Source organism: Wolbachia pipientis (assembly GCA_023052945.1).
In the GTDB taxonomy this organism is placed as follows: Bacteria; Pseudomonadota; Alphaproteobacteria; order Rickettsiales; family Anaplasmataceae; genus Wolbachia.
The window spans coordinates 655,077-669,197 of the sequence record CP095495.1 but is presented as its reverse complement, the minus strand read 5'-3'; the positions used below and the strand labels follow the sequence as shown (position 1 = coordinate 669,197).

11 protein-coding genes and 2 pseudogenes are annotated in these 14,121 nt (G+C 35.0%); 10 read left to right on the top strand and 3 right to left on the bottom strand.

All coding sequences use genetic code 11. The annotated features are described in order from the left end of the window. Nucleotides 1-48: 48 nt before the first annotated feature. The 10 genes and pseudogenes from MWH06_03235 to MWH06_03190 all read left to right on the top strand — a co-directional run bounded on the left by MWH06_03235 (nt 49) and on the right by MWH06_03190 (nt 11,772). Nucleotides 49-1,551 (top strand): leucyl aminopeptidase, encoded by a 1,503-nt coding sequence (locus MWH06_03235; GenBank protein UPA55617.1) that lies wholly within the window; start codon nt 49-51, stop codon nt 1,549-1,551. A gap of 245 nt (nt 1,552-1,796) precedes the next feature. Then, nucleotides 1,797-2,009, top strand: coding sequence for a hypothetical protein (locus MWH06_03230; protein ID UPA55616.1), 213 nt, complete (start codon nt 1,797-1,799; stop codon nt 2,007-2,009). Between the two features lie 5 nt (nt 2,010-2,014). Further along, nucleotides 2,015-4,062, top strand: a pseudogene (gene nuoG, locus MWH06_03225) (NADH-quinone oxidoreductase subunit NuoG). Further along, nucleotides 4,046-5,071 (top strand): NADH-quinone oxidoreductase subunit NuoH, encoded by a 1,026-nt coding sequence (nuoH, locus tag MWH06_03220; GenBank protein ID UPA55615.1) that lies wholly within the window; start codon nt 4,046-4,048, stop codon nt 5,069-5,071. Before nuoG ends, nuoH begins: the two are co-directional and overlap by 17 nt. Next, nucleotides 5,064-6,068, top strand: coding sequence for a porphobilinogen synthase (hemB, locus tag MWH06_03215; GenBank protein ID UPA55614.1), 1,005 nt, complete (start codon nt 5,064-5,066; stop codon nt 6,066-6,068). Before nuoH ends, hemB begins: the two co-directional genes overlap by 8 nt. 137 nt (nt 6,069-6,205) lie before the next feature. Then, complete coding sequence (locus MWH06_03210; GenBank protein ID UPA55613.1) at nt 6,206-6,964, top strand: phosphatidylglycerophosphatase; 759 nt, start codon at nt 6,206-6,208, stop codon at nt 6,962-6,964. A 44-nt stretch (nt 6,965-7,008) separates the two neighbouring features. Then, nucleotides 7,009-7,848: a glycine--tRNA ligase subunit alpha gene (locus tag MWH06_03205; GenBank protein ID UPA55612.1), complete on the top strand. Its 840-nt coding sequence runs from the start codon at nt 7,009-7,011 to the stop codon at nt 7,846-7,848. 3 nt (nt 7,849-7,851) lie between these two features. Next, nucleotides 7,852-9,945: a glycine--tRNA ligase subunit beta gene (gene glyS / locus MWH06_03200; protein UPA55611.1), complete on the top strand. Its 2,094-nt coding sequence runs from the start codon at nt 7,852-7,854 to the stop codon at nt 9,943-9,945. 7 nt (nt 9,946-9,952) lie between these two features. Beyond that, the gene (gene uvrC, locus MWH06_03195) at nt 9,953-11,635 is read left to right on the top strand and encodes an excinuclease ABC subunit UvrC (protein UPA55610.1); all 1,683 of its coding nucleotides are present in this window, start codon (nt 9,953-9,955) and stop codon (nt 11,633-11,635) included. Continuing rightward, on the top strand, nt 11,635-11,772 hold the full coding sequence (locus tag MWH06_03190; GenBank protein UPA55737.1) for a hypothetical protein: 138 nt from the start codon (nt 11,635-11,637) through the stop codon (nt 11,770-11,772). Before uvrC ends, MWH06_03190 begins: the two co-directional genes overlap by 1 nt. Nucleotides 11,773-11,822: 50 nt before the next feature. On the opposite strand, the gene MWH06_03185 is transcribed toward MWH06_03190, so the two are convergent. From MWH06_03185 to MWH06_03175, 3 genes and pseudogenes are all read right to left on the bottom strand, one after another. Continuing rightward, the gene (locus tag MWH06_03185; protein UPA55609.1) at nt 11,823-12,428 is read right to left on the bottom strand and encodes a CvpA family protein; all 606 of its coding nucleotides are present in this window, start codon (nt 12,426-12,428) and stop codon (nt 11,823-11,825) included. Between the two features lie 57 nt (nt 12,429-12,485). Then, nucleotides 12,486-13,082, bottom strand: coding sequence for a riboflavin synthase (locus MWH06_03180; protein ID UPA55608.1), 597 nt, complete (start codon nt 13,080-13,082; stop codon nt 12,486-12,488). Nucleotides 13,083-13,322: 240 nt separating this feature from the next. Next, nucleotides 13,323-14,069, bottom strand: a pseudogene (locus tag MWH06_03175) (hypothetical protein). Between the last annotated feature and the right edge of the window lie 52 nt (nt 14,070-14,121).

The window sequence follows — 14,121 nt, the reverse complement described above, 5'->3', positions numbered from 1 at the left end:
CTTAGGATGTATATGAAAAATATCTTACTGATGTTTTTGCTATGTTTTATGTACAGTTTACAATTATTTGCAACGGAGATGCCAGCAATGAAAATAACAATTTCTAAAATTTCGCCCGATTTTAAAACAATAGTAATGGGTTTATTTGAGGACAACGAAACCGTAAATGATGGCGGAGTTTTGCAAGGAAAACAGATCATAGATAATATAAAGCAATTTAGCGATTTTAATGGAAGCTTTGGTGAATTTTCTTCTACCATTTTACCAGAAGAAAAAAATGTCATAGTTGTTGGACTTGGTAAGAAGGATGAATGGAATGGAAATAAGGAATTAAATATTGGCGGTAAAATATATTGTGAGCTAAGCAGATTAAAAATTAAGAAAGCAGCGGTTTTAATCGAAGGTAGTGCAGCAAATGTTGCATATGGTGCGTTTCTGCGTAGTTTTAAGTTTGATAAGTATAAAACTAAAAAGGATGAGAAAATTACAGAGGTAGAGGAGATTACCGTATTAGTAAAAGATAAGCAATTAAGTAATGCTGAAAGATCATTTGAGCACTTAAGGCAAGAAGGTGAGAGTATATTCCTTGCGCGCTCTTTTATAACAGAGCCTCCTAACATTCTATATCCAGAATCCTATGCTGATCATATAAAAAAAGAACTTACTAAGCTTGGCCTTGAAATCGAAGTGCTTGATAAAAAGCAGATGGAAGAGAAAAAAATGGGAGCCTTGCTTGGAGTTGCACAAGGAAGTAGTAAAGAACCAAAATTAGTAGTGATAAAATGGAATGGAGCTGCTAAAGAACAAAAGCCAATAGCTTTTGTTGGTAAAGGTATAACGTTTGACACTGGTGGAGTATCACTCAAACCTTCACGTGGTATGGAGTCGATGAAATATGACATGGCAGGCTCTGCTGCTGTAGTTGGGGTGATGCATGCTTTAGCAGGACGAAAAGCAAAAGTAAATGCAATCGGCGTGGTTGCACTTGCAGAGAATGCAGTGGGTGGTAATGCTCAAAGGCCGAGTGATGTAGTAACTTCAATGTCTGGACAGACGATAGAAGTGTTGAACACCGATGCAGAAGGAAGGCTCATACTTGCAGATGCTTTATGGTATACGCAAGACAGATTCTCACCAAAATTTATGATTGATCTTGCAACTTTAACTGGTGCTATAGTGGTTGCACTTGGAAATAACGAATATGCTGGTCTTTTTTCAAATAATGATGAATTAGCAAACCGTCTGATTGATGCAGGAAATGAAGTAAGTGAGAAGTTATGGCGTTTTCCTATGAATGAAACTTATGACAAAATTATTGATTCACCGATTGCTGATGTTCAAAACATCGCTCCTGCAGGCTCTGGTGGAGATAGCATAATGGCTGCACAGTTTTTACAGCGTTTTGTGAATGAAACTTGCTGGGCACATTTAGATATCGCAGGCACTGCTTGGCACGAAAAAGGTACTGACATTTGTCCAAGAGGAGCAGTAGGTTTTGGTGTAAGGTTACTTAATAAGTTGGTTGAAAAGTACTACGAAGCCAATGATTAAAGGTCTTTATACTGGATTTATGGCTTGACTCACAGCTACATGAACGTTTATTTTCGAGGCGCAGCAAATGAAAGTAACTGATGCATATTTCTTTTTTTCTGGTCAAGCACTGGAATGATATCAAGGAGTAACTTTTTATTTAAACAATGATTATAATAAGAGATCCATTGAAATTTTAAAGTTATTAAATATTGACGCTATATACTTAAGTGTTAAAATAGAATGAAAAGTTTTTAGGAGTTTATATGGCAGCAGGTGGGAAAGCAAAGACAGCTAGTAAAAATAACCCTACTCAGCGTAAGAAGGCCGAGCAAAAAATGTATAAAGATAAACCGGTAAAACCTGTTAGATATATAGATCGTGACTCGCGCATGAATTATATGTCTGCTCAATATGACAACGGCAATCTGGTTGAAGATGAGGTAAGCGGCAATCCTATAAAGTGGGAAGCTGTATAATAGTTGTGGTTAAAGTTACTATTAATTCTAAGGAATGTGAAGTAGAGCATGGGCTCACTATAATTCAAGCTTGTGAAGTCGTGGGCGTTGAAATTCCACGTTTTTGTTATCATGAGCGTTTAGCAATTGCTGGTAATTGCAGAATGTGTTTGGTTGAAGTTGAGGGTGGGCCTCCAAAACCAGTAGCCTCTTGTGCAATGCCAGTTGCAGAAGGGATGGTTATTCACACTGATACCCCTAAGGTTAAAAAAGCACGTGAAGGTGTGCTTGAGTTTTTGCTAATTAACCACCCGCTTGATTGCCCAATTTGCGATCAAGGTGGTGAATGCGATTTGCAAGATATCACGATGGCTTATGGGAAAGGAACCAGCAGACTTGATGAGCATAAGAGGGCTGTGCCAAAAAAACACTTCGGACCACTGATTGAGACTGCGATGAATCGATGCATTCATTGCACTCGGTGTGTTAGATTTTTGTCTGATGTTGCAGGTACAAATGAACTTGGAGGAATCGGAAGGGGAGAAAATGTAGAGATTAGCACTTACACAAAAAGGCATATTAGTTCTGAATTATCTGGAAATATCATAGATCTCTGCCCGGTAGGGGCTTTAACTTCAAAGCCTTACTCCTTTACAGCGCGTCCATGGGAGCTATCACATTGTGAGACTATAGATGTGCTAGATGCTGTGGGAAGTAGCATTAGAGTTGATTATCGTGGCTGGAAGTTATGCGAATATTACCAAGACTGAGCGAAGAGGTAAATGAAGAATGGATATCAGATAAAACCCGCTTTGCCTATGATGGACTAAAAGTTCAGCGTCTTGATCAACCTTATGTAAAAAAAGATGGTAAATTAGCCCCAGTTGATTGGAATGAAGCATTAACTATTGCTGCAAAGAAATTAAAGAATACAAAATCAAATAAAATAGCTGCAATTGCAGGTGATTTAGCAGATTGTGAGTCTATGCTTCTACTCAAAGAAGTGATGCAGAAGCTCGGCTCGGGGAATATAGACTGCAGACAAGATGGTGCAAAGCTTATACCAAGTAATCGCGGATCTTATGTGTTCAATACCACTACCCAGGGTATAGAGAATGCAGATTTGTGTCTGCTTATAAATACAAATCCAAGGATAGAAGCACCGATCATTAATGTAAGATTGAGAAAGAGATATTTACAGGGCAACTTCCCTATTGCAAGTGTTGGTCCTAACATTGAATATTTGTATCATGTTGAGAAATTGGGCGATAATCCTGATGTTTTGAGTAAAATAGCAAATGGAAATCATAAGTTCTGTGAGCTGCTGGTAGCCGCCCAAAACCCTATGCTGATCATTGGTCAAGATGCATTAATAAGAGATGATTCTGAATCAATTCTAATTCTAGCTGGCAAAATTGCAGAAAAATTTAACATGGTCAGAGACGACTGGAATGGCTTTAATATGCTGCATAAAGCTGCAGCAAGAGTTGGTGGTTTGGACGTTGGATTTGTTCCTGAAAAAGGTGGAAAAGACACTAATCAAATACTGGAGCATACAGAAGGTGGCAAGATAGAAGTCATTTATCTTCTTGGTGCAGATGAAATTGATACGTCAAAATTAGAAAATACATTTGTAATTTATCAAGGTCATCACGGTGATAAGGGTGCACATGTGGCAGATGTTATCTTGCCTGGTGCTGCATATACAGAAAAATATGCAACTTATGTAAATACTGAAGGTCGAGTGCAAAGAACAAATTTAGCTGTATTTCCTCCAGGTGAAGCAAAGGAGGATTGGTTGATTATTAAAAATCTTTCACAATATTTAGACCTTTCTTTACCGTATGATAGTTTATTTGATGTGAGAAAAAAATTAGATACTATCGGTCCACAGTTTAGAAATGCCGATCAAGTGGTAAAAAACACATGGGTGCCAATTAGCAATGATGGGATAAGCTTAAGTAATACACCTTTCACTTTAAAGGAGTGTAATTTTTATATGACGGATTCAATAAGTCGCGCTTCAAAAATAATGGCAGATTGTACTAAAGCTTTTTATGAACACGCTAGTTAATATTTTATTTATTTTAGTACCGCTACTACTTTCAGTTGCGTACTTGATATACTTTGAGCGTAAGGTTATTGGTGCAATTCAACTGAGACACGGCCCAAGTGTAGTTGGACCTTTTGGGCTATTGCAGCCATTTGCAGATGCTATTAAGCTACTGATTAAAGAGCCGATAATACCATTTAGAGCGAGCACCATACTGTTCATTATGGCTCCAATGCTTACCTTTATCTTGGCATTAATTGCCTGGGTAGTTATACCGTTTGGTGCTGAAGTAATTGTAAAAAATGGCCAGCAAGTAGTGATTCCTAAGGTTATAGCAAATATTAATGTTGGAGTGCTTTATGTGCTAGCTATATCGTCGCTGGGAGTATACGGCGTAATTATTGCAGGCTGGTCAAGCAATTCTAATTATGCATTTCTTGGCGCTATACGGTCGGCTGCTCAGATGATTTCATATGAAGTTTCAATAGGCTTAATAGTTGCTACAGTTGTTGTTACAACTGGTACGTTGAACCTTGGAGAGATGGTGGTAGCGAAACACAATATGCCATTTTGGGTTGATTTGCTACTAATGCCTATAGGAATAATATTTTTTATTTCTTTGCTTGCAGAAACTAATCGTCACCCATTTGATTTACCAGAAGCTGAAGCAGAGCTTGTCTCTGGATATAACGTTGAATATTCATCCATGCCTTTTGCCCTCTTTTTTCTTGGAGAATATGCAAATATGATTCTAGCAAGTGCTATGATGACGATATTTTTTCTAGGAGGATGGTATCCGCCGCTGGAGTTTAGTTTACTTTACAAAATTCCAGGTTTGATTTGGTTCGTTTTGAAGATAGTTATACTTTTGTTCGTATTTATTTGGATTAGAGCAACAATACCTCGTTATCGATATGATCAGCTAATGCGCCTTGGTTGGAAAGTGTTTCTGCCAATATCGGTGCTTTGGGTGGTACTCATTTCAGGAGTGTTGCTCTTTACTGGGAATTTACCTGGATCCAATGTTTAATTTTCCAAATACAAGATTAAGGCGCAGGCGCTCGAGCAAATGGGTTCGCAATTTAACAAGTGAAAATAGTTTATCAGTAAATGATCTGGTTCTTCCTCTGTTTGTTCACAACAGAGAAGAAACAACTGAACCAATTTCTGGCTTACCAGGCGTAAAGTGTTATTCAATAGATGGATTAGTGTCTATAGTTAAGGAAGCTAAAGATTTAGGAATTAATGCTGTTGCAATTTTTCCTGTAGTTGATAGTAAACTAAAATCTGAAAACGCTGAGGGAGCATATAATTCTGACAACTTAATCTGCAAAGCAATCCGTGCTGTAAAATTAAAGGTACCTGAAATTGGTATTATTGCAGACGTTGCACTGGATCCATACACTATTCATGGCCATGACGGCATTTTAAAAGATGATCAGATGGATGTAGAAAACGATGAAACTATATCAGTACTGTGTAAGCAAGCACTTGCTTTAGCGAAGGCAGGATGTGATATAGTTGCTCCTTCTGATATGATGGATGGTAGAATAGGAAGAATCAGAAAATCATTAGATGATAATAACTTTCAAGACGTATTAATATTATCTTATGCGGTGAAATATTGCTCTAGTTTCTATGCTCCATTCAGGCAAGTCGTTGGTTCATGTGGGCTATCACATTCTATAGACAAAAGTGGTTATCAAATGGATTATAAAAATGCGCACGAAGCAATGTGCGAAATTGAAATGGATATAAATGAAGGTGCAGATTTTATTATGATTAAACCAGGTATGCCATATTTAGATATTATCAAAACAGCAAGTGATAAGTTTAATTTTCCGATTTTTGCTTACCAAGTAAGCGGTGAGTACGCAATGATAAAAGCTGCTGCAAATAATGGCTGGCTAGATTATGACAAGGTGATTTATGAATCTTTGATTGGTTTCAAACGTGCGGGTGCAAGTGCAATATTCACTTACGCTGCACTTGATATTGCAAAAAATTTAAGTGCACAAGCCCTATAAAATTACTAAATTTTTGGCGCATGTTCTTCTACTGTTGCTGCATATTACCTAAAATTTTCCAATACATGTTTTAAGTTATTGATAAGTCCATTACAATACAGTATTATAAATAATATAAGCCAAGTGTTACTTAGAGCATGGGGATTTTTTTTGAATTTTTGGGAAAGATGCTAGGTAAGGTTTTTCCTGCCAAAACAGTAAGCTCTTTTTTGGGAATAGGATATTTACCAGGTTGGCAGAACTATTGGTCTTCTTTTTTAATATTATTTATTGTCGATGTTATATTGATTTTTACATATGGAGGCGAATATTTACTATATAAAATGCCAAATTCAGGAATGGTTGTAGCTGCTGTTTTTACAAAATTGGCAATAGTTATGTTAGTAATGCAATTAATTGGAATATTTATTTTTCATGCTCAGGACCCTTCAGCAAACAGTGGTGAAGACATAGTAATACAAATAGCGTCAGGGCAAGTATTGACTGTAGCACTTTCAATGCCAGCAATAATGTCAATTTATTATGCTGTAAGTAAACTCTATGGGAGTATATGTAAGCAGATGTTTCAATGCCCATTTTGGTTTAATGATTTTATGCACTTTTTCTTTTTTCTTATGATACCTTACGTATTTTTTAATGTCGTAGAAGTGATAAAACCATGGCCAATAAGTTCAATACAGCTCAGCTATAATAATGCAATATCAATCACATTTGAGGGAATTTTTCACACATTTTATGCGGTGATTTTACTGTATTTAACAGCATTTATATTCTGCGATTTAACTATGCATGATGCAATTGTCCTAAATAAAAGCATAATTCAGTATGTGAGGGAAAGTTCAGCAGTTTTAGGTGATTATTTACATAGTGCTGCAAAAAAAATAAATATTGAATAGTACTTATTTATTTATATATTTAGTATAAAAAGTGTACAATTTGTGTGAACTTACAAAGTATAATAAAAGAGTTACAAGATTTTTGGGCTAGTGAAGGGTGCGTTATACTTCACCCATACACATCTGAAGTTGGTGCTGGCACATTACATCCTGCAACAATTATGTCTGCAATTGATACAAAATCGACAAAAATTGCATATCTACAACCAGTAATTAGGCCAGCAGATGGACGCTATAGTGATAATCCTAATCGCTTGTATCAACATCACCAATATCAAGTTATAATAAAGCCATCTGGTAATAATTTACAAGACGTCTATTTAGATAGCTTAAAAGCTCTTGGCATATCTACAGAAAAATATGATATTAAGTTTGTTGAAGATGATTGGGAAAATCCAAGTGTCGGTGCATCAGGACTTGGATGGGAAGTTACATGCAATGGAATGGAAGTAACACAGCTTACTTATATACAGCAAGTTGGAGGGATTGACTGCAAGATGATTCCTGGTGAGGTGGCATATGGGTTGGAACGTTTAGCAATGTGCATACAAGGTGTAGATAATGTTTACGATATAACTTGGAACGATAACGGTGTAACTTACGGAGATATTTTTAAACAAAGAGAATATGAATTTTCTTATCTAGCGTTAGATTATTATGATACTAAAGTGGTACAGCAGCAATTTGAAGATACGGAAAAATTATGTAAGTTCCTTATTGAAAAGGAGCTACCAATGGCAGCTTATGACCAATGTATTAAAACTAGTCACCTACTTAATCTGCTTGATGCAAGAGGTGTGCTTGGTGTAAATGAACGTACAGCTTATATTGGTAAAGTTAGAGAGCTAACAAAAAAATGTTGTGAATTGTACATGAGTAAATAGCGTATGCCGTTGCAGTTGTTGTTTGAGTGTCTTTCAGAAGAAATACCACCAAGGATGCAGAATGTAGCTGCAGTTCAAGTTAAGAGTTATATTACCAGTGCTTTTAATAAAAACAATTTAAGATTTGCATCTATAGAGGTTTTTGTAACGGCACGTCGCATCACTCTTTTTGTCGACAACATAAGTGCTTCGGAGCTAAAGGATTCCAATAACGAAGTTAAGGGACCAAACGTTAACGCACCAAAGAGTGCTATCGAAGGTTTTTTAAGAAAACATCAGAAAAATGAAGAAGATTTGCTCGTTCGAAAAGTAAATAATGAAGATTTTTACTTCATTAAAAGAGAAAGCTACTCATTTAACATCAAAGAATTTCTCAAAAATCAACTAGAAGGGATGTTAAAGGATTTTTCTTGGCCAAAAAGTATGAGATGGGGCGAAGGAAAAGAAAGATGGGTTAGGTCAATTAAAAACATTTTATGCATTTTAAATGACGAAATAATACCTGTGTCTTTTGCAGGGATCACAGCATCTAACACAACATATGGCCATCGATTTCTCTCAAGTGATGCGGCGTTAACTATTAAAGCACCTAAAGACTATTTTGAATTGCTAGAAAAAAACAGTGTAATTCTCCAATTGGACAAAAGAAAGCAATTTATACTAGATCAGATTAATAAATTCACAAAAGAGCAGAATTTACAACTTGAGAAAAATGATTATTTACTAAATGAATTGACAGGGCTTATAGAATGGCCAATTGTACTATTTGGTAAAGTGAATCAGGAAAAATCATTCGGATTACCGAAGGAAGTAATTCTTAGTATAATTAATACGCAGCAAAGATATCTTGCTTTGAGTGATGGACAAAGAATTTCGTATTTTGTTACTGTTGTTAATGTCAACAATGATAAAGTTGTTAAAGGGCACGAAAGAATATTAGAAGCACGTCTTGCTGATGCCCAATTTTTAATATCTCAAGATAAAAAGGAAAATCTAGATTATTATGTCAAAAAATTAGGTTCGATATTATTTCATGCTTCACTTGGCAGCGTGGGGGAAAAGGTGAAGCGTATTACGGCTCTGTCAAAGTATATAGCTATATTTATTCCACATGCTTCGCTGATAAAAGTTGAACGTGCTGCATATTTGGCAAAAGCTGATTTGGCAACATCGATAGTAAGAGAGTTTCCAGAATTACAAGGAGTAATGGGTGGATATTATGCTTCTTATTTTCAAGAAGATAGAGAAATAGTGGAAGCTATAGCTGAACACTATAAGCCAATCGGGCCAGAGCAGGAGTGTCCTAAATTCCCTTCAGCAATTGCTGTGTCAATTGCAGACAAAGTGGATAGCTTAGTTGGTTTAATTGCAGCAGGTGAGAAAATCTCTGGTTCGTATGATCAGTTTGGTTTGCGGAGAATGACAATTAGTATAATTAGAACAATACTTGAAAATAATTTGCATATTCCAATTAGGCTATTGATAGATAAGTCAGTATTTTTATATTCAAGGCTTCTATTTAATGAAAATACAACGTCAGTTGATAAGCCAAATAGAAAACAAATTTTAGAGCTAGTATTTAGATTCTGCTTAGAAAGATTCAAGGTTATTTTAAAAAATAGAGATATAAGGCAAGATGTTGTAGATTCAATACTATATAAAATCGATATTAATGATCTGCTGACAGCAGAAAAGCAAACTGTTATATTGGATCGTTATCTTAGTACTCCAGAAGGTGAACAAATTCTAAGCACTTACAAAAGAGTCAGTAACATGATGAGCAAAGCAAGGAAAAGTGATGGCACTACTTATAGTGCATCTTACGGTAAGAGGTTTTTGATTGAAAGTGAAGAAATTGCGCTATCAAATTGTGCTATAACTGCTTGTAAAAACATAAAACAAGCGATAAAAAATAACCACTTTAATGTAGCACTTGATGAACTTGCTGGTTTTGCTCCGTTTATCAATCAGTTTATGGACAGTATAAAGATTAACTGTGATTCTGATAAGCTGAGAAGAAACAGATTATCTTTACTTGAAAATGTAGTTTCCATCTTTCATTTAGTAGCAGATTTTAACCTCATACAAGTCAAGTAATGGATAAATGTTCAAGCAATATAAAGAACAGATAAAATTATCTCCGCAGTCTTGTGGTGTGTATAAGATGATTGGAGATAAGGATAAAGTTTTATACATTGGTAAAGCAAAAAACTTGAAATCGAGATTATCTGACTACCTTCAATTCGAAAACCTTTCTGAACGAATTAGAGTTATGCTCTCACAGGTTGTTAAGGTTGAAATATTCATCACTGAGAATGAAATCGAAGCACTGCTTCTTGAAGCACAGTTAATAAAATCATTGAAACCACTTTATAATATTGTGCTCAAGGATGGAAGATCTTATCCTTATATAAAGATTTCCAAGCACGATTATCCAAGAATAGCAAAATATAGAGGCAAATTTAAGAAGAATGAGTTTCATTATTATGGTCCCTTTACATCTGCCTCTGCTGTTAAGCAAACTATATTGTCATTGCAAAAAGCTTTTCTCCTAAGAGTATGTTCAGATCAATACTTTTCCTCAACAAAAAGACCATGTATTGAATATCAAATTAAGCGCTGCTCAGCACCATGCATAAACAAAATCACAAAAGACGACTACTGCCAATCAGTAAAACAGGCACGAAATACATTGCTTGGAAGAAATAAGGAAGTGAAAGAACAGTTACTTTTCACAATGAGAAAGTGCAGCAGTGAAGAAAACTATGAGCTTGCTGCTATATATAGAGATCGGGTAAAGTTTCTTGAGCAAATTCAAATACAGCACACGGATTTTTCTTTTGAAAAAGATGCAGATTTCTTCAGTATTGTACGTGAAGAGGATCTAGCATGTATTAGTGTGTTATCGTTCAGAAATAAAGACAACTACGGCAGCACTCCTTACTTTGCCGAGAACTGTGGTGATCACTCAAATGATGAAATTTTATCCACCTTTTTGGTCAATTTTTATAATTCAGCTAACATACCTCCAATACAAATTTACGTTCCAGATTCTATTGTGGATAAGGAAATTATAGAACAAGCACTATATAAGGTTGCTCAAAAGCCAGTAAAAGTTCTACATGCAAAGAATAAAAAAGAGCGTGATTTATTGAAATTTGTTTATGATAACTCTCAGCATAGCTTAGAGCAGAAGCTTATCGATTATAGAAATAACCTAGAAAAGCTTAAGGAGCTTAGCAAAGTTTTCTTGTTACCAAGTATTCCAAAGCGTATCGAGGTTTATGATAATAGCCATATTTCTGGAAGCCAGCAAATTGGTGTAATGGTTGTTGCAGGGCAGGAGGGTTTTTTAAAAAGTGAGTACAGAAAATTTACTATAAAGGAAAAATTTTCAGGCGATGACTATAAAATGATGAGGGAAGTGCTAACCAGACGTTTCTCCGGCAATATAAAAGGCATAATACCTGATTTTTTACTGATTGATGGCGGACCAGGACATGTTTCCATAGTACAGAATGTACTGGAAGTATTGAATATAAACGTTCCTTTTGCTTGTATGGCAAAAGGTCCTGATCGTAAAGCAGGAAATGAAACATTTTATATGCTGGGCAGGGAAGAAGTCAGTCTGGCAAATGACAGCAAAGTCATGCTTTACTTACAATTGCTGCGTAATGAAGCCCACCGTTTTGCGATAACTTCACATAGAAAGAAACGCGATAAACAGTTTATAGTTTCACAATTAAGCAAAATACCCGGCATTTGCAACAAAAGAAAAAAGCGTTGATGTCTTATTTTGGTTCAGTGAAAAATATAAGCAAAGCTTCTCTGGCTGAAATTCAAAACGTACCTGGAATTAGTAAAGGTTTAGCAGAAGTCATTCTTAAATACGTGAATTATAAGAGAGGAGTGCTCTTAACCTGACACATATGGCTTTTTGAATACTCCCAATGAACATATTTATAAATAAATATTTACTCTTCTTTTTTATTGTTTTTGGGTTTTTCTTGATCAACCATTTCTCCACCGATCTCTTTTATTTTTAGTATCAACGACTCTGGCACATACATGTCAATTACTTCTTCTGCTGTCACAAATAAAGCCTGATAAGAGTGTGAATTTATTATCCAATTAGGCAATATGTCTTCTGCTTTTATTTCAGAATGTTCCTCTTTTTTGCCATATTCTTTTTTGTCATATACTGTGTAACAATATAAGTACACAGCAAAAAATAGTACATAAGAGAGCAATATTCCTTTAAGCACTCCGAGAAAGATTCCAGTAACTCTATCGATAAACCCCAACCTTATGGGTGATAATATGTACATTAGCCAGTTGTTTATTATCATGAATATAAGATTAAGTATAATAAATACAGAGATTGTAGAAAGTATGTTTAGTATAACTTTAGAATCAAAATATTTACTATAATTTGGAGTGAAAAAATCATAGTGATTAGCTGTCAGAAAAATTGATAAAAATAGAAACATTAGTGCGCATAGCTCTTTTATAAAACCTCTAGTTACCGAGATTATTACACATAGAACAACAATGAAGATAATTAAGCTATCGAAAAGCATATTTTATATCTATATGGTTTTCAAGATATAATAGTTGTAAATAATAAGGTTGTAAAATTAATTGTATTTATGCTGCATCAATTGATCTAAATACCTAGCGATCATGTCAATTTCTAAATTCAGATAATCATTTATTTTGTTGTACTGAAAAATTGTATTTTCCCATGTATAGGGAATTATATTTACTATAAATTCCTGATTAATAACTGAATTCACTGTGAGGGAAACCCCATTTAGTGTAACGGAGCCTTTTTTTGCAACAAATTTAATTAATTCTTGTGGGCACGATAGTTTGATTTCATGAGAATCTAAATTTCGTTCGATTGTTAAAATTTTTACTATCCCATCAACATGACCCTGAACTAGGTGGCCATCGATCTTATCACTTAATCTCATTGCTTGTTCGAGATTTATTTTTTTGCCTATCTTCCACGTATTTAAGTTAGAAATCTTCATAGTTTCTTGAGACGTTTGGACTGTAAATATGTCGCTCATCATATCAACAACAGTTAAACACACACCAGAGCAAGCTATTGAATTTCCTTTGTTTATAGAGGGTAAATTTTGTGTTTTGATATGGAAAATTTGATCAGAGTTGGAGTGAATAGTGGTATCAATTATAGTTCCGATATCCGTAATAATTCCTTTAAACATATGGTGAAAATAAATAATTTTACCATGAAAAATTTTTTACAACAACTTACTTCTATTTTGTTATAGCTAAAGTAATTCTGGTTTACCGACGATTTAAAAAACGACAAATTCGTCATTCCGCCGCTTATTAGTAGGATCTATGTGAGATACCATGACGGTATGACGTAGGACTGCTGTCATCCCGCTGCTTGTTAGCGGGATCTATCCGCGGCGATATGACGTAGGAAAACTGAGCCTGCACTAGCTATAGGTGTGAGAAAGGGGATCGTTTTTACTTACTTGCTTAACAGGTTCTATAGAATATTCAGAATATATAAAGTAAGCTAAACTCAAAACACATAATGTAATCAATGTTGGTAACCCTATGTTCAATGCTAACCCAATATTTTCTCTTTTTTCTGGTGGCACTAATCCTTTTAACATTGATACTTTTCCTAATGGAAAATGCCATAAGCAAAGTGTTGATGCAGATGCTACTATTATAAATAGACAAAAATAAGCCTTTTTTGAGGAAAATACAGTTTTTAACGGTGATTTGAGTATAATGTTAGTAGGTGGTAGAGTTTTAGCTTCATTTGTTGCTGGTGAAGGATCTTTAATTGGTAAAGGGTTTGTAGATTTATGAAAAGTATTTTTATGTTGCGTAGGAGGTTGTTGTATATAAACACCTGAAACTAATTGCTCTTTTTTTCTATATACTTGCTTTTGTAAATACTCTTTTGGAAAAAAAGACTTGCCAGCTGGTTGTGGTATTTCTAGTATTTCTAATACTTCTGATATCTCACCTGACTCTAATATTTCATGTAATTGTTTATCTTGAAAATAAACAATATTGAATATTGAGTTAAAAACATTGCGAAATGTTTCTGGATCTTGATTTTTGTATCCATTTATCACTTCAATAAATATTTCATCGAGTTTTTTTCCCCTGCGCTCAATCTGGTTATCTATCATAGCTACTCTAGCATCATTTTGAGCTTGTTTTATGATAAGACCTGCTGCGAATCAAGCGATAAAAAAAAGGAAAGGAGGGTGACTA